The organism is Bacteroides sp. 44_46, assembly GCF_001915465.1.
Classification (GTDB): domain Bacteria; phylum Bacteroidota; class Bacteroidia; order Bacteroidales; family Bacteroidaceae; genus Bacteroides; species Bacteroides clarus.
In genome coordinates this window covers 108,814-125,570 of the sequence record NZ_MNQO01000019.1, presented here as the reverse complement: position 1 = coordinate 125,570, position 16,757 = coordinate 108,814, and the positions used below count along the sequence as shown (strand labels likewise).

Here is a 16,757-nt window from a genome sequence, read left to right as displayed (position 1 = left end):
GTTATGCCAAAAGCCTTCATTCTTTTGGCATAACCTCGTATAATTAGATTCAAAAAATTATTCCGCTTCGTTGATTGAATTGTCAATCACCTTAATTTTCTGTTTAACCAGCTCTATATCGCCTTTCAGTTTCTCAACCTTACGGTTAAGCTCGGTCAAAAGACTGTTGCCTTTCTTGGAAGAAGCCGTCAGGAAACCCAAATTGTTTTCGTAAGTCTGCAATTCGTTTTTCATGTTTTCGCAGGCACGTACCAGTTTGTCCCGTTCACGGTAGAGGGCTTGCGGGCTACCTTCCTGAATATTGCTGATAGACGATTTGAAGTTACTCAGCTTCTTGTTGGAAGCGCTGATGTTGAAGCGTTCAAACAGCTTGTCTATCTGGCTGTGATATTGTTTGTAAATCTTGTCTTTTTCCTTAAATGGCACATGTCCTATGCCGTTCCACTCTTTCATGAGTTCGCGAACCTGTTGGGTGGCTTCTTCCACATCCGTCGTTTCATCGATGGCGGTCAGCTTTTCGATAATGGCTTTCTTCTTTTCCAGATTTTCCTGTTCAACGGAACGTTGTGAAGAAGTCGCTTTGTTCTTTTGTTCAAAGAAGTAGTCGCAGGCGGAGATGAACCGCTTCCAAATGGCGTCCGAATATTTCTTGGCAACAGGCCCTACTGTTTTCCACTCTTTCTGGAGTTTGGTCAGTTCGTCCGCTGTCGCTTTCCAGTCGGTACTGTCTTTCAGGGCTTCCGCTTTTTCACATAAGGCGCGCTTCTTTTCAAGGTTCTCGTTCATGCCTTCTTTCAGGGATTTGAAGAACTCGCCTTTCTTCTGGAAGAATTCATCACAGGCTTTGCGGAAACGCTCAAATATCTTCACGTTCATCTTTTGCGGAGCAAAACCGATGGTTTTCCATTTGTTTTGCAAAGCGATAATTTCCTGAGTTTTGTTTTCCCAGGAAGCGAAGTTGGTAAGCTCGCTGTAATCAATGGCCTCGATGATTTCGCAAATTACGGTCTTTTGGTCGAGATTGTGTTGCTCAGTCTCTTTCAAAGCTTCGAAATGTTGCTGGTGACGACGGTTCACGGTAGTAGAGGCTGCTTTGAAGCGTGCCCATATTTCGTCGCGCAGTTCTTTGGCTACCGGTCCTGTGTCGCGGAATTCCTGATGCAATTTCTGCAATTGATGGAAAGCGGAAACCACATCCGGTTCGTCTGCCAGTTTCTCGGCGGCTTCGCAAAGATGATTCTTTATTTCAAGATTCTTCTTGAAGTCATATTCACGGAATTCGTTATTCAGTTTCAAAAGGTCGTAGAACTTCTCGACATACAGTTGGTAGTTCTTCCACAGTTCGTTAATCTTGGCCTGCGGCACGATTTTAACTTCGTTCCATTGCTGCTGCAACTTTTTGAATTCCGTATAGTTCTTATTGGCGTCTTCCGGAGATTCCACCAACTCTTTCAGTTCCTCGATGATAGAAAGCTTGATTTGCAGGTTGAGTTCTTTCAGTTTCTCCTGTTCTGCATTGAGCGCGCTTCTTTTTTCCTTGATGACGGACATGGTATTTTTGAATTCCTCTTCCAAAGCGTCGGCTTGTGGAACAAACTCTTCAATAGCTCCCCCATTCTCAACGAATTGCTTCTTTGCGGCTTCCTGCTCTGAGTTATGTAGTTTGTAGAAAGCCTGTTTCAAACCGTCTATCTCCGATTTGGCAGCATTCTCCACGTCTGTTGCAATCTCTTTGAGTTTGTTCAGGATTTCTTCTTTAGTGAGCTTTTGAACTGATTCGGCCGGCTTGTCGGTCAAGGTTGCCTCAGCGGGAGTTTCTGTTGTTGCCGGCTCAGAAACCTCTGCTGTTTTCTTGTCTTCTTCTAATTCCACCGGTTTGTCGGGGAGATTAGTGTCATGAGTGTCCGTCATTTGTATTTACTTTTTAGAAACGGGATACCCCGTTCGGGTTACATTAGGTTACAAATTAATGAAATAAAATGATTACTTCATACTTTTTCCCTTAATTTTTTTCAATTTAGCCGTTTCAGGCCAATAGTACGGTGATGCCCATATACATCATCATGCCGATAATATCGTTGGTGATGGATATAAACGGACCTGTGGCGATGGCCGGGTCTACTTTCAGCTTTTCGAGTGTCATGGGTACTAACGTTCCGAATATGGAAGCGAACATGACAACGGCAAACAGACTGATAGATACGGAGTAGGTAACTGTGGCCGTACCGCCGAACCGTACAAAATTATATATGTATACCAATAAGGATATGATAGTCGCGTTGATTACCGCTACCACGGATTCCTTGGCAATTTGCTTGAATGTATCTTTTGCGTCCAGAGAACTGTTGGCAAGGCCCTGCACGATGATTGCGGAAGACTGGGTTCCCACGTTTCCGCCCGTGCCACCGATTAACGGAATGTACAGCGCCATTTCGGGGTGTGCGGCGAAAGTCGCGTCGAAATTGCCTAATATCATGGAGTTGCCGATACCGCCCAACATACCGATAAGCAGCCACGGCAGGCGTGCGGAAGTCTGGCGCATGACATTGTCGTCCGTTTCCACGTCCTGTGACAAACCGGATGCCAATTGGTAGTCGCGCTCCGATTGTTCGCGAACCTCATCCATGACGTCGTCCACGGTGATTTGCCCTACCAGGCGGCCTATACTGTCGACGACGGGCACTGCCACCAAGTCGTATTTCTCGATGATCTGTACCACTTCGTCCGTGGGAGTGTCTACATGGACGGAAATGGGGTCTTTCCTCATCACATGTTTCACTTTGGAAACGGAGGGAGAGGTAATCATCTTCTTCAACGGGAATACGCCTTGCAGGCGTTCGTCATCATCAATGACGTATACGTAGTAGATTTCGTCCAGCTGTTCGGCTTGCAGACGCATTTCTTTCAGACATTCCGGCATACTCCAGTTCTCGTTGACGGTTACCATTTCCGTACCCATCAAACCGCCGGCGGTGTCTTCATCGTATTTCAACAGGTCTACGATGTCTCCGGCCTGCTCTATATCTTCAATATGCGAGAGGACTTCTTCCTTTTTTTCCTCGTCGAGGTCGCGCATCAGATCTACGGCATCGTCCGTATCCATATAGTCCACAAACCGTTTGGCAATGGTTTCCGAAGGCAGAAGCTCCAGGAATTCCTTTCGGACATCTTCGTCCATTTCTACCAATACGTCGGCGGCTGTTTCGTTGTCGAGAAGACGATAAACGAAGCGCGCCTCTTCGGGCGCGAGGTCATTACACAGTTCGGCAATGTCTGCCGGATGCAGGTCGATAAGAAGCGCCTTGACGTTTTCCGCGTCTTTCTGCTCTATAAAGCTTTTGACTCTATCTATGTATTCTTCGTTTATTTCCATAACTCATTGTATATCGCCTAAGGCTGAAAGCCGTTAAATGCTCATTTGTCTGTTTCTTCTTTCATTTCTTTCAAGGCTGTTCCCACCCGGTTGGTCAACTCTATAAACTCTTGTACGGACAGTTGTTCGGGACGCTTATTGAAGAGGATGTCTTCGGTCAGCGGACATTCTTTGCCGAGTATCGGTTTTATGGAATTGCGCAAGGTTTTCCGGCGTTGGTTGAATGTGGTTTTTACCACCTGCTTGAATAACTTTTCGTCGCATCCCAATTGTCGCGTGTCATTGCGAATCATACGGATAACGGCGCTTTTCACTTTAGGGGGAGGGTTGAATACGTGCTCGCTTACGGTGAAGAGGTACTCCACGCGATACCAGGCTTGTATCAGTACGCTCAGAATACCGTACGTCTTGCTGCCCGGACCGGCGGCGATGCGCTCGGCGACCTCTTTCTGTATCATGCCCGTGCAGCATGGTATCAGGTCCTTGTTGTCCAGCATTTTAAAGAAAATCTGGCTGGATATGTTATAGGGATAATTACCCGTCAGTACGAATGGCTGTCCGTCGAACAGGCGTTGCAGATTCATTTTCAGGAAATCGTCCTCTATGATATTATCCTCCAATTGCGGGTAAGCTTCCCGCAGATAGGCTACCGATTCGTAATCCACTTCCACAACTTTCACTGTGCGCTCTTTGGGTAAAAGAAATTGTGTCAGTACCCCCATACCCGGTCCCACTTCCAGTATCGGGAGTTTGGGACAGGCGTCTACGGTGTCGGCGATGTCCTGCGCCACTTTCAGGTCTTTCAGAAAGTGCTGGCCGAGAAACTTTTTAGGTTTAACTAATCTCATGTATCAACTAAATCGTTACTTTTGCGGTTCAAAGGTAATCCTTTTCGGCGAATTACGAGTTACAAATCACAAATTACGACGCGTGCCGGATGAATTTTAAGGTAAAACGATGAATAAGATAATAAAAAAGACATTGAAAATCGTGTTGCCCGTTCTTTTGGGCGGTTTTATCCTGTATTGGGTGTATCGTGATTTTGATTTTGAACGTGCCAAAGAATTGCTTTTGCATGGTACGAATTGGGGATGGATGCTGTTCTCACTGTTCTTCGGCGTGATGAGCCATGTGTTTCGAGGGTGGCGCTGGCGACAGACGCTGGAACCGTTGGGGGCTTATCCCAAGAGGAGCGATTGCGTGGATGCCATATTCATTTCCTATGCTACCAATTTGATATTGCCCCGTGTGGGTGAAGTGTCGCGTTGCGGTATTCTGGCTAAGTATGATGATGTATCGTTTTCCAAATCTTTGGGGACTGTGGTAACCGAGCGTTTGGTGGATACCTTGTGCATCCTTTTGATTACGGGACTTACTTTTCTGGTTCAGATGCCCGTGTTTCTCCGCTTCTTTCAGGAAACGGGTACAAAAATCCCTTCACTGATGCATCTGCTGACATCGCCCTGGTTTTATGTGTCCCTGTTCTGTGTTATCGGCGTGCTGGTGCTTATGTATTATCTGATGCGGATGCTTTCTTTCTTTGAGAAAGTGAAGGGAGTCGTGCTGAATGTGTGCGAGGGGGTGATGTCGCTTCGTAATGTGAGGAATATCCCCTTGTTTATTCTCTATACGTTACTTATATGGGGATGTTACTTCTATCATTTCTATCTGACTTTCTATTGCTTTTCTTTTACGGAACATCTTAGTTTTCAGGCCGCAATGGTGATGTTTGTAGGCGGAACGTTTGCTGTAATCGTTCCTACGCCCAATGGGGCGGGCCCTTGGCATTTTGCCGTTATCACCATGATGATGCTTTACGGCGTGAACGCTACGGATGCCGGCGCTTTTGCACTGATAGTACATGGTATTCAAACCTTGCTGGTTGTACTGCTCGGTATTTATGGCGGACTGCACGTTTCGTTGGTGAACCGTGCAAAATGAATCAATTAATTTTATACTTTTGCAAAAGTATAAACACATAAATAGCACAGATGTCTGATACTTTATCATCTGCATTTGCAGATACGAAACCGCATTATAATATCCTCGACGGACTGCGTGGGGTGGCGGCGCTGACAGTTGTATGTTTCCACTTGTTTGAGGCTTATGCCACCAGTCATCTGGACCAGAAGATTAACCACGGGTATTTGGCTGTCGATTTTTTCTTTATTTTATCCGGATTCGTCGTTGGTTATGCTTATGATGACCGGTGGAAAACAATGTGTATTACTGATTTCCTTAAACGTCGGTTTATTCGTTTGCATCCTATGGTAGTTCTCGGAGCGGTCATCGGAGCTGTGATGTTTTATTTTCAAGGCTGTTCTGTTTGGGATGTTTCACAGGTATCTGCAATGGCGTTGATACTCGCTACGCTAATGAATACTTTTCTAATTCCGGCGACTCCCGGTATGGAAATTCGGGGAGTAGGCGAGATGTACCCTCTGAACGGACCCAGCTGGTCTCTGTTTTTTGAATATATGGGTAATATTCTATATGCGTTCTTTCTGCATAAGCTTTCTACAAAAGTCCTTTCCGTATTAGTATTGTCGGCGGGGTGCGGACTGGCTGTATTTGCTCTTTGCGGACCGCTTGGCGATATATGTGTGGGCTTTGCTTTGACAGAAGAAAATATAATCGGCGGCTCTTTGCGATTGTTGTTCTCGTTTCCGGCTGGTTTGTTGTTGTCACGCATCTTTAAGCCTGTCAAGGTACGAGGGGCTTTCTGGATAGGGAGTTTCTCTATTGTCATTTTATCGGCGATTCCCAGAATTGGCGGCAGTGAGCATCTATGGATGAATGGTTTGTATGATACTATATGCTTTGCCGTCGCGTTTCCTTTGTTAGTCTGTCTTGGAGCTTCGGGAAAGACTACGGATAAAGTCACGACCCGGGTTTGTAAGTTTCTGGGAGATATATCATATCCGTTGTACATGGTGCACTATCCTTTTATCTATCTGTATTATGCTTGGGTTAAGAATGAACACCTTACATTTACGCAGTCTCTGCCGGGTGCGGTAGCGCTTGTGGCGGGTTCTGTCGTGCTGGCTTACTTATGCTTGAAATTGTATGATGAACCGGTACGCAGATGGCTTACCAAGCATCTTTTGCATGCATACGGCTCAAGAAGTAACAGAAATGACGGATAAGAAAGATTTTTATGTTCTTATTATTTGCTGTTAGGAATAAATAATTACTTTTGCGCATAGAAAGTAAACTGTTTATGAAAAACACAATCAATTCTTTGATAGTAGCCGCTGCATTGTCGGCATTATCGGTTTGTGCTGATGCACAGTCTTTTCAACGAATATTGGAACGCCCTGTCAATATAGTTCGGTCGGAATGGGAGTATGATAATGACGGGAATCAGGAACTGAATTATTACAACGAAGATTATTGTAACTATTATCTTTATAGGGTTAATGATGACTCCTATAATTTGAGACCCGGCAAGAACACCGTTTTTAAGAGAATGAAAGATGCACAGTACAATAACCTATTTAACAGAGCCACTACTTACACGTTTTTTCGTGGAAGTTTTCCAAAGGACTTCAATATAAATACGCCTTATGCGTTTCCTGTAAAGAATGGCATGCAAACCGCTTGGAAAACGGACAGGCGCGAATCTGTCAGAACCTTGCAATTTCGCATGTTGCCGGGTGATACTGTCTATGCCACCCGTAGCGGAATCGTGTGTCGTACGATGTTACCTCGCCAGTTGCTGATATGCCATGCCGACTATACTTTTGCAGCCTATCTGGCTATGAATGAGAATTTTGTTTCTCCCGGTGAGGAGGTACGTACGGGACAACCGGTCGGGATAGCCGGTCCTACGGGAGTTTCTATCTCCTTTTTCTTCCTTGATAAAAATAAATTCAGCGGATTGGAAGCCGCCGGATATGTCTATTCACACTTTACGCCGGTATTCCGTACTGCGGAAGGCGATGTAAAGCCTGTGGAGAGGAAGATGTATAATGCGCTTGTCGATGATGAACTCATTATGCTGGATATGAGCAAGCGTGAACAAAAGAAGTATTTAAAAAGTAAAAAATGAAATGAGACTTTCACTATTCCTTTATTTGGTGTTCGCCTCATATTGCGGGGCTGTCGCGCAAAATTTACAGATAAGATATGAGGGGGATCCCCTTTCGGAAAAAGATAGGATTTGGATAGAACGTTTTCTGACATCCGAAATAGAATTCTATGCACGGTTTGGCTTGAAAGATACTACTAACTTGAAGTTGACCGTCTTTGAGAAAAAGCAGGATGCTTGGTATTATTTGGACAGCATAAAAGTAGCCCTGCCATCTCTGCATGCCGGCGGACTGTATATCCCCGGTAAGAAAGAAGCGATTATCTTAGGACGTGAAAAATGGCGGGAACGGAGCTCAAAGATAATTATTCATGAATTGACGCATCATTTAAGCCGTCAGACCATAAAAAGACTTCCGGGATGGCTTAACGAAGGCCTATCCAAATATTTTGAAAATTGCGAGTTGGGTAAGAAAGGGCTTAAGCACACGCTCGGAGATTACGAGCGGGGACGGATACGTACCATGTACATGTTAGGTGAAGTGGATTTGAAATCGTTTATCGACAATACCAACGGTGATTTTCGTAAGAAACTGCTTACGGATGAATCTTATGCCTACGTTCTTTCCCACGCGCTTGTTACGTTCGGACTTGAAGTGGCTGAAAAAGAGTTTATGGAGAACTTTATAGCCTTATTGAACAAAAAAATGACAGGCGTTCGTTATTCCCAACTGATAGACGCCGTTTATCCCGGCGGCTTCATGCAATTTGAGCGTGACTTTACCGATTTTTGCAATTCCGATTAGAGCGATATTGAAAAATTACTCTTATATTTGCGAAAACAACATTTATAATTATGAGTACAATCTTACAGTTGGCTCCACAAAATGTGTGGAAGCATTTCTATTCGCTGACTCAGATACCCCGTCCTTCCGGACATATGGAGAAAATAACTGAGTTCCTGATAAATTTCGGTAAGGGTTTGGGCTTGGAATCGTTTGTTGACGAGGTCGGCAATGTTATTATCCGCAAACCTGCCACTCCGGGTATGGAAAACCGCAAAGGTGTCATTCTGCAGGCACACATGGATATGGTTCCGCAGAAGAACAACGATACAGTTCATGATTTTACCAAAGACCCCATTGAAACTTACATTGACGGTGACTGGGTAAAGGCTAAAGGTACCACGTTGGGTGCGGACGACGGTTTGGGCGTAGCCGCTATTATGGCTGTGCTTGAGGCGAACGACCTGAAGCATGGTCCGTTGGAAGCGTTGATTACCAAAGACGAGGAAACGGGCATGTACGGCGCGTTCGGTTTGAAACCGGGTACGCTGAATGGTGAGATTCTGCTGAATCTTGACTCCGAGGACGAAGGGGAACTTTATATCGGTTGCGCAGGCGGCATCGATATTACAGCTACATTGGAATATAAGGAAGAAGCCCCTGCGGCTGATTCCGTAGCCCGTAAGATAACCTTGAAAGGTTTGCGTGGCGGACATTCCGGATTGGAAATCAATCAGGGACGCGGTAATGCCAATAAGTTGCTTGCCCGTATCGTACACGACTTGCTGATTGAGTTCGATTGCCAGTTGTCAAGCTTTGAAGGCGGTAATATGCGTAATGCGATTCCACGTGAGGCGCACGCCGTATTGGTCTTTAATCCCGAAGACATCGAAGGATTAGAAGACTATATCAAGGAATATGAGGCACAGATTAATGAAGAATATACTCCGATCGAAGAAGATATTACGTTAAAACTGGAGAACGTAGAGTTGCCTGCCGCCATTGTTCCCGAAGAAATCCAGGATAATATGATCAGTGTATTGATGGCCTGTCAGAACGGGGTTATGCGTATGATTCCCACTGTACCAGACACGGTGGAGACTTCTTCCAATCTGGCCATTGTAACGATTGGAGGCGGTAAGGCTGATGTTCGCATATTGGCTCGCAGCTCTTGCGATACAATGAAAGACTTCTTGGCGGATAGCCTGACAGCATGTTTCTCTATGGCAGGTATGAAGGTAGAGTTGAGCGGCGGTTACTCCGGCTGGCAGCCTAATGTGGATTCCCCGATTCTGCATGCCATGACGTTGTCCTATAAGCGGCAATTCGGTGTGGAACCGGCTGTGAAGGTCATTCATGCCGGTTTGGAGTGTGGTATTATCGGTGCCAATTGCCCGGGACTCGACATGATTTCTTTCGGACCTACGCTGCGTTCACCGCATTCGCCCGATGAACGTGCATATATTCCGTCTGTGACGAAGTTCTATGACTTCCTGGTTGCTACTTTGGAGCAGACTCCGGAAAAGTAATTCTTTTTATATATAATAATGTGAAAGCAGGGTGCCGGATGCGCTCTGCTTTTTTTATTGCCGCCATTTTTACCTCGGTCTGTCAGAATTGCTTTGCTTTACTGACATTCTGTCCCTGCTTGCCGCCGTAATGTTGCAGGGAATTGATTTAGGTCAAGAAATGTGTTATAAAACATGTTTTTCTATGTATTTTCACTTGCTATCTTGAACAAAGGCCTTATTTTTGTGTTATAAAACATAGAAACGATAGGATAACAGGTTATTTTTAAGAATAACAAGATTGATTTTAGGAGGATAACAAAATGAAAAAGTTAAGAAAATTATTTAGACGTTTCGGCGAAGCCGATAAGAACATCTGGGGTTATGTAATGCTTTAAGCATTCATCCCCTTTTAAGAGAGAAATTAGTTTTCAGTTTTCAAGATGTTAGTTTAATTTTTTAAGGTTATGAAGAAGAAGATTATGAATTCATTCAGACGTATTCTCGCAGAGGTAGGTCGCAATGAGATGTTGATGATGGGATACACCATCAAGAAATAGAGAGAAAATGTTTTCAGGGTATTAGTTTAATTTTTAAGATTATGGGAAAAAAGATTGTAAACTCTTTCAAAGGTATTCTTGCCAAAGTTGGCGAGAATTGGATTGAAGCGATGAAGTATTATAACTACCCGAGATGAGTGTAGTGATTGATAAGAGACCGGGGGATATGTTCTGAGAACGTATCCCCCGCTTTTTTTATTACCGCAGGTATTTATGTCAGTATATGCTTTGTTTTTTTATTTTTTCTAAAAAGCCGGCACAATGTGGCTATTAATTTGTTATTTTTGCAGTGTGCATTCATGTGGCGGAGATATGAATCGTTTGTATAGATGGGCGCCGGCATGACATTACGGTTGAAGTACCATTAAAAGGCTTCTAATTGCATATTAAAAGCCTTTTAATATGCAATTAGAAGCCTTTTAATAATAGCTCGTCATAGGTAAGAGGCTGACAGGCCCGATAAGGGAATGAAGATAAAACGTACAAACTGCCGTACCGGAATATGAATGCAGATAGCCGTACGGATAAGTTTTTATTATTTGATTCCTGATTCGCGTAAAAAACAAAAACTAATAACAATAGAATAGCTATGAAGAAAATCCAAAGATTTTGTACATTGTTTCTGCTGATGATCGGGTTGTGCTTTTCCGCTTTGCATGCTCAGTCTTATGAAAAACTGTGGAAACAGGTAGAGCAAGCTCAAAAGAAGAGTTTGCCGCAAACGGTAGTGAAGCTGACGGGGAAAATCTACCGGAAAGCCGAGCTGGAGAAGAACGCTCCGCAGATGCTCAAGGCATATATCTGTCGGGAGGCCTATCAGGAAAGACTGACTCCGGATAGCCTGTATACCAATTTGAAGAATCTGGAAAGTTGGGCGAAATCGGAGCGAAATCCGGTAAGCAAAGCTATTCTGCATTCATTGCTTGCCCGCGAATATGCGGATTATATGCGGGGTAACCGGCGGCTGTTGTCGGAACGCACGGCTTTGGACGCAGACGAAGCCCCGACAGACATTCGTGAGTGGAGCAATAACCTTTTTGTCGCTAAGGTAGACGAACATAATCTGGCTTCATTGCGGGATTCTATCCGCTTGCTTGGGGCTTCTTCCAAAGAATACGTGCCTTTTGTCGTGCTGGAAGACGGAAGCCGTTTTTACGGTCATGATATGTATCATCTGCTGGCAGCCCGTGCCATCGATACCTACCGGTTGTTGGACGGCTTTCGGGTGGACTCATTGCAGCTCTCCCGGATTGAGGGTATTTATACAGGTATGATAAATGCTTACCGGCATCGTGCCGGGGCGGAAGATGCGGTGGTGCTGGCAACGCTTGATTATTGGAAATGGAAAGTAACAGGCGGTGGTATAAGCCGTGAGCCCTACGCTACTTATCGCGAGAGGCAAGAGCAACTCAACAAAGAGTATCTTGAAGTTCTGGATAGTCTGATCCGGGAATACGGCACGCATGAAATCTGTGCGGAAACCTATATCTGTAAAGCCGACCGACTTCGTGGTTTGGGAGGAACTTATATTGATGAGGCTTTGCAGACCTGTGATGAAGGAGTGAAACGCTACCCTGCTTATAAGCGTATCAATGAACTGCGAAACATACGGGAAAATATTCTGCGGCCCTATCTGGATATTAATACCCAGGGTAGTATTTATCCCGGTGATTCATTGGAACTGAACGTAGCTTATCGTAATCTGAAAGGATTTACGCTGAACCTGTACCGTACGAATCTGTCCGAAGTACCTTGGATGGATACCGGAATAAACAGGGCGTTCTATCAGAAGCATGCCCGTAAATTGTCCGCAACTCATTTTGAACTGGATGCTCCGGCCGGGAAAGACGAGAGGCGGGGAGAGGCATCGGGCAACCTGCAACGTACGGATTTGAAGTTTTATGTGCCGGATGAACCGGGCGTTTATATATTACAGATTGTACCGGATGTAGCGACTGCCCGTACGGCGGATTCCTTTCTTGTCTCAACCCGTTTCAAGGTATTGACACTGTCTCTGCCGGATAACAAAATGGAAGTGGTTACGGTGGATAGCCGTAGCGGACAACCCATTTCCGATGCAACGGTCAGCTTCTATTCCACGTACAATGAGAAAGACCGTAAACCGGTGCAGACGGTTACTACCGATGCCGGTGGTAAGGCTGTTGTGGAATGGAATAAAGCCATCCGCAGCTATGTGGCACGTAAAGGGACGGATACGGCCATGATGCCCCAGCATATTTATTTGAACAGATATTACGAGCGCGGTGAGTCGCGTCCGGAAGAACATATCACCCTGCTGACAGACCGCTCTTTGTATCGTCCCGGTCAGACCGTTTATGTCAAGGGTATCGCTTATGAACAGGAAGCGGATAAGGCGCATGTCTTGGCCGGAAAGAGCTATCAGATATGCTTGCTGGACGTAAATAGAAAAGAGCTGGTACAGAAGAATGTCAATACCAACGAATTCGGTTCCTTTACAACGGAATTGGTGCTGCCGACGGTTTGCTTGAATGGCAACTTTACGGTTGGAGTAAAAAATAAGACTTCCGTTTCCGTACGGGTGGAGGATTACAAACGACCTACCTTTGAGATTACTTTTAATCCGTTGAAGGAAGCCTTCTGTTTGGGAGACACGGTAGATGTGACGGGCAATGTCAAGGCATATAACGGTATGGCCATTCAGGATGTGCCGTTGGTATATACCGTTACCCGTCGTAACAATTGGAGATATTGGGGACAAGCTGCCGCGCCGCTTGCCTCGGATACGGTACAACTGGATGCGAAAGGTAACTTCTCCATACCTGTCGTCCTGAAGCCGGGTGCCGATACGGACAGAATGGGCGGGGAACGTTTTTCCTATCAGATAGAAGTGTCGGTAACGGGTGATGCGGGTGAAACGCAGACTTCGCAGTATAACCTGAGTGCAGCCCGCCGAGCCTATTTCTTTATGCCTGATATTAACAGGGAATTATGCAAGGAAGATTCCATATCGGGAAGGCTGGCAGTGATGAATGCCGTGAATGAGACGTTGTCCATGGAAGGTATGTGCCGTCTGTATCCGATTCTCGACTCTAAAACAGGAAAAGTCTCAGACAGGCCGGTTTATGAAAGCACATTTATGTCGGGTGAAACGAAAGACTTCACCGCTTGGAAACAACTGCCGTCGGGAGAGTATCGTTTTGTCATGTCGGTTCGTGACTGTGACGGCAAGGAAGTCAGCAATGCGGACAATACGGTGAATATTGTGTTGTTCTCATTGGCAGATGCGCGTCCGGCTATGTTTATGGAAACCTTCCTCTATGAAAAGAATACTGAGTTCGATGCAACCCATCCGGCACTTTTCTACTTCGGCACTTCCATGCAGGATGCCTATGTCTTGGCAGATGTTTTCGGACAAAAGGGAAGGCTGGAAAGCCGTACCCTGTCATTGAGCGATTCGATTCTCCGTATGGAGTATCCTTATCGCGAAGAGTATGGAGACGGGGTTGCCGTGCAGTTTACCTTTGTAAAGAACGGACAGCTATATACACGTAGGGTGGAATTGCGGAAACGCCTGCCTGAGCGGACGTTGGATATGAAGTGGGAGGTTTTCCGCGACCGTTTGCGTCCGGGACAGGAGGAAGAGTGGAAGCTGGTTATCAAAACTCCGCAAGGGTTTCCTGCCGCAGCCGAGATGCTGGCAATGATGTACGACGCTTCATTAGACCGGATTTATAGCCGCAGCCAGTCGTTAAGCGTTTATTACAACCGGTATATTCCTTATTACTATTGGGATATCAATAATAATAACGGAAAGAGTTACTCTCCTTATTTCCCCACGAAGTCGTGGCGAGTTCCTGTTTGGCATTTTGACTATTTCACTTCGCCCTATAACGGAGTGGCGGAGGTTTTGCAAATTGTCGAAGATAATGCGGCTATCAACGGGGTGACGGTCGTCGGATACGGAAGAGCACGCAGCAAGGCTGCGACGGGCGGGCTGAAGATACGCGGATATAGTCCGCAGAGCAGTAATGCCGCCCTCTCTGCGACAGAAGAAGCCGGACAGGCGGTTGAAGTGAAATATGTTCCGGCACAGGTAGAAGAAGCGGTGACGGATGTTGTTTTTGAATCGGAAACTATTCCTCTTGACGGACAGACGTTACAGCCGGTGGCTGATTTGCGTACTAATTTTGCAGAAACGGCTTTCTTCTATCCCCAACTGCGTACGAATGAACAGGGCGAGGTCGCTTTCTCCTTCACTATGCCGCAGAGTTTGACACGTTGGAATTTCCGGGGGTATTCCCATACCCGGGATATGATGACGGGTATGCTTGACGCTACGGCTGTCACCGCCAAAGAGTTTATGCTTACTCCGAATATGCCGCGCTTTGTACGGGTGGGTGATAAGACACGGATAGCTGCCGGTATTGCCAACCTGACAGGGAAGGAGGTAAAAGGCACAGCCGTATTCACCCTTTTCGACCCGATGACGGAGAAGATTATCTCCACCCGGCGTCAGAAGTTCTCGGTGGAGGCCGGAAAGACGGTATCGGTTGATTTCCGGTTTGATGTAACGGAACGTTATGACCTGCTTGGTGTACGTATGGTGGCGGACGGCGGCACGTTCAGTGACGGGGAACAACATCTGTTGCCTGTTTTAAGTAATAAGGAGTATATTACGGAAACGCTTGCCCTGCCTATCCGTGGTGAAGAAACGCGTACTTTCTCGCTGGACAGCTTGTTCAACGGTAACAGCCGTACGGCAACCGACCGTCGCCTGACGGTGGAATTTACAGGTAATCCGGCATGGTATGCCGTACAAGCCCTGCCTATACTGAGCCAGCCTGCAACCGATAATGCCATTTCCTGGGCAACCGCTTTCTATGCCAACAGTTTGGCGGGCTATATTGCCAATAGCCAGCCGCGCATTAAAGCGGTGTTCGACAACTGGCGTCTGACGGGTGGGACAAAAGAAACTTTCCTCAGCCAATTGGAGAAGAACCAGGATGTGAAAAACATTCTGCTGGATGAGTCTCCCTGGTTGTTGGAGGCTACTACTGAGGCGGAACAGCAACAACGCATCGCTACCCTGTTCGATGTTAACCAATTAAATTACCGTAATATGTCGTCTTTGCTCAAATTGAAAGAGTTACAGGAGGAGGAAGGCGCATGGAGTTGGTTTGGCGGTATGTCCGGCAACCGTTATGTCACAAGTTATATCACCGGACTACTTGTCCGCCTTTCTTTACTTACGGATAAGGCACTGCCGGAAGAAGTGGCGGGGATGAAGGATAAGGCTTTTGATTATCTGAATAAGGAAGCTCTGAAAGAATACCGGGATATCCGTAAGGCTGAGAAGAATGGGAGTAAGATTACCGTTTTGTCGGATGCCGCTATGGAATATTTGTATCTGGTGGCTCTCGGTTCGGAAAAACTGTCCGGCGAATATGCAAAAGCGTTCGATTACTTCCTTACCAAGCTGGGAGGTAATCTTGAGAACGGTACAATGATTCGTAAAGCGCAGACAGCCGTTATCCTGCAGACGGTGGGACGCAGGACGGAAGCGAATGAGTTTATAGCTTCCATAAAAGAGCATCTTGTACAAACGGATGAAATGGGAGCGCATTTTGCTTTCCATGCCAATCCTTATACTTGGGGGATGATGCCGGTTCCTGCCCATGTGGCCGTCATGACGGCCTTGCGTAAGGCGGGCGGCAATGATGTTTTGATAGAAGAAATGAAGCTTTGGTTGTTGAAACAGAAACAGACGACGGCTTGGAATTCTCCGGTGGCTACCGCTGATGCGGTTTATGCATTGCTTTGCCAGGGTAGCGATTTGCTGGAAAGCGAAGGAGATGTCCGCATCACTTTAGGTAATAAAGTGCTGGAAACGCTTTCTCCGGCAAAGACCGTTGTACCGGGATTGGGATACATCAAGGAAGTCTTCACGCAAGGCAGTCCTGAACTGAAGGCGACATCTGTTACCGTAGAGAAGAGGGATGCGGGTATCGCGTGGGGAGCCGTTTATGCGCAATACTTGTCGCCCATATCCGATGTGAAGCAACAAGGCGGTGAACTGGATATCGATAAGAAACTCTTTGTAGAGCGTATCTCGGCCGATGGACAGAAATCTCTGCAACCGTTGGCGGATGCCGCACAGCTTTCCGTAGGTGATAAGGTCGTGTCCCGGCTTACTCTCCGCTTGGACCGTGCCATGGACTTTATTCAGCTGAAAGACCAACGTGGCGCCTGCTTCGAACCGGTAAACTCGCTTTCGGGCTATCGTTGGAGCAACGGTTTCGGATATTACGCAGAGGTGGAAGATGCCGGAGCCAATTTCTTCTTCGACCACCTGGGTAAAGGCGTTTATGTACTGGAACATAGCTATCGGGTGGCTCGCGGCGGTATGTACGAAACCGGACTGGCTACCGTGCAGTGTGCTTATGCGCCGGAATATGCTTCACACTCTGCGGGTGGAACTGTTGTAATCAAATAGGGTAGATGGATTTACTTGCTATCGAAT

9 protein-coding genes are annotated in these 16,757 nt (G+C 46.2%); 6 read left to right on the top strand and 3 right to left on the bottom strand.

Annotated features, from left to right (window positions below; all coding sequences use genetic code 11):
* Positions 1-57: 57 nt before the first annotated feature.
* The 3 genes from BHV73_RS11610 to rsmA all read right to left on the bottom strand — a co-directional run bounded on the left by BHV73_RS11610 (position 58) and on the right by rsmA (position 4,221).
* Entirely contained in the window at positions 58-1,911 is a 1,854-nt protein-coding gene (locus tag BHV73_RS11610) for a DUF349 domain-containing protein (RefSeq protein WP_022218081.1), read from the bottom strand.
* Between the two features lie 115 nt (positions 1,912-2,026).
* Entirely contained in the window at positions 2,027-3,373 is a 1,347-nt protein-coding gene (mgtE, locus tag BHV73_RS11605; RefSeq protein ID WP_009122986.1) for a magnesium transporter, read from the bottom strand.
* 41 nt (positions 3,374-3,414) lie between these two features.
* Positions 3,415-4,221 carry a 16S rRNA (adenine(1518)-N(6)/adenine(1519)-N(6))-dimethyltransferase RsmA gene (rsmA, locus tag BHV73_RS11600; protein WP_196052908.1) on the bottom strand — a complete coding sequence of 269 codons (807 nt, stop codon included), beginning with the start codon at positions 4,219-4,221 and terminating at the stop codon, positions 3,415-3,417.
* Positions 4,222-4,330: 109 nt separating this feature from the next.
* On the opposite strand from rsmA, the gene BHV73_RS11595 reads away from it, so the two are divergent.
* The 6 genes from BHV73_RS11595 to BHV73_RS11570 all read left to right on the top strand — a co-directional run bounded on the left by BHV73_RS11595 (position 4,331) and on the right by BHV73_RS11570 (position 16,730).
* Positions 4,331-5,314, top strand: a complete 984-nt coding sequence (locus BHV73_RS11595) for a lysylphosphatidylglycerol synthase transmembrane domain-containing protein (RefSeq protein WP_009122988.1) — start codon at positions 4,331-4,333, stop codon at positions 5,312-5,314.
* Positions 5,315-5,364: 50 nt separating this feature from the next.
* Positions 5,365-6,519, top strand: a complete 1,155-nt coding sequence (locus tag BHV73_RS11590; protein WP_196052907.1) for an acyltransferase family protein — start codon at positions 5,365-5,367, stop codon at positions 6,517-6,519.
* A 74-nt stretch (positions 6,520-6,593) separates the two neighbouring features.
* Positions 6,594-7,424 carry a M23 family metallopeptidase gene (locus tag BHV73_RS11585; protein ID WP_009122990.1) on the top strand — a complete coding sequence of 277 codons (831 nt, stop codon included), beginning with the start codon at positions 6,594-6,596 and terminating at the stop codon, positions 7,422-7,424.
* A 1-nt stretch (position 7,425) separates the two neighbouring features.
* Positions 7,426-8,208, top strand: a complete 783-nt coding sequence (locus BHV73_RS11580; protein ID WP_196052906.1) for a hypothetical protein — start codon at positions 7,426-7,428, stop codon at positions 8,206-8,208.
* Between the two features lie 50 nt (positions 8,209-8,258).
* On the top strand, positions 8,259-9,716 hold the full coding sequence (locus tag BHV73_RS11575) for an aminoacyl-histidine dipeptidase (RefSeq protein WP_196052905.1): 1,458 nt from the start codon (positions 8,259-8,261) through the stop codon (positions 9,714-9,716).
* A gap of 1,128 nt (positions 9,717-10,844) precedes the next feature.
* Positions 10,845-16,730: an alpha-2-macroglobulin family protein gene (locus tag BHV73_RS11570; protein ID WP_286738388.1), complete on the top strand. Its 5,886-nt coding sequence runs from the start codon at positions 10,845-10,847 to the stop codon at positions 16,728-16,730.
* Positions 16,731-16,757: the final 27 nt, after the last annotated feature.

Coding starts and splice junctions, on each gene's coding strand:
- mgtE (WP_009122986.1), bottom strand. CDS start 3,373: ATGGAAATAAACGAAGAATACATAGATAGAGTCAAAAGCTTTATAGAG.
- BHV73_RS11575 (WP_196052905.1), top strand. CDS start 8,259: ATGAGTACAATCTTACAGTTGGCTCCACAAAATGTGTGGAAGCATTTC.
- rsmA (WP_196052908.1), bottom strand. CDS start 4,221: ATGAGATTAGTTAAACCTAAAAAGTTTCTCGGCCAGCACTTTCTGAAA.
- BHV73_RS11610 (WP_022218081.1), bottom strand. CDS start 1,911: ATGACGGACACTCATGACACTAATCTCCCCGACAAACCGGTGGAATTA.
- BHV73_RS11595 (WP_009122988.1), top strand. CDS start 4,331: ATGAATAAGATAATAAAAAAGACATTGAAAATCGTGTTGCCCGTTCTT.
- BHV73_RS11580 (WP_196052906.1), top strand. CDS start 7,426: ATGAGACTTTCACTATTCCTTTATTTGGTGTTCGCCTCATATTGCGGG.
- BHV73_RS11570 (WP_286738388.1), top strand. CDS start 10,845: ATGAAGAAAATCCAAAGATTTTGTACATTGTTTCTGCTGATGATCGGG.
- BHV73_RS11590 (WP_196052907.1), top strand. CDS start 5,365: ATGTCTGATACTTTATCATCTGCATTTGCAGATACGAAACCGCATTAT.
- BHV73_RS11585 (WP_009122990.1), top strand. CDS start 6,594: ATGAAAAACACAATCAATTCTTTGATAGTAGCCGCTGCATTGTCGGCA.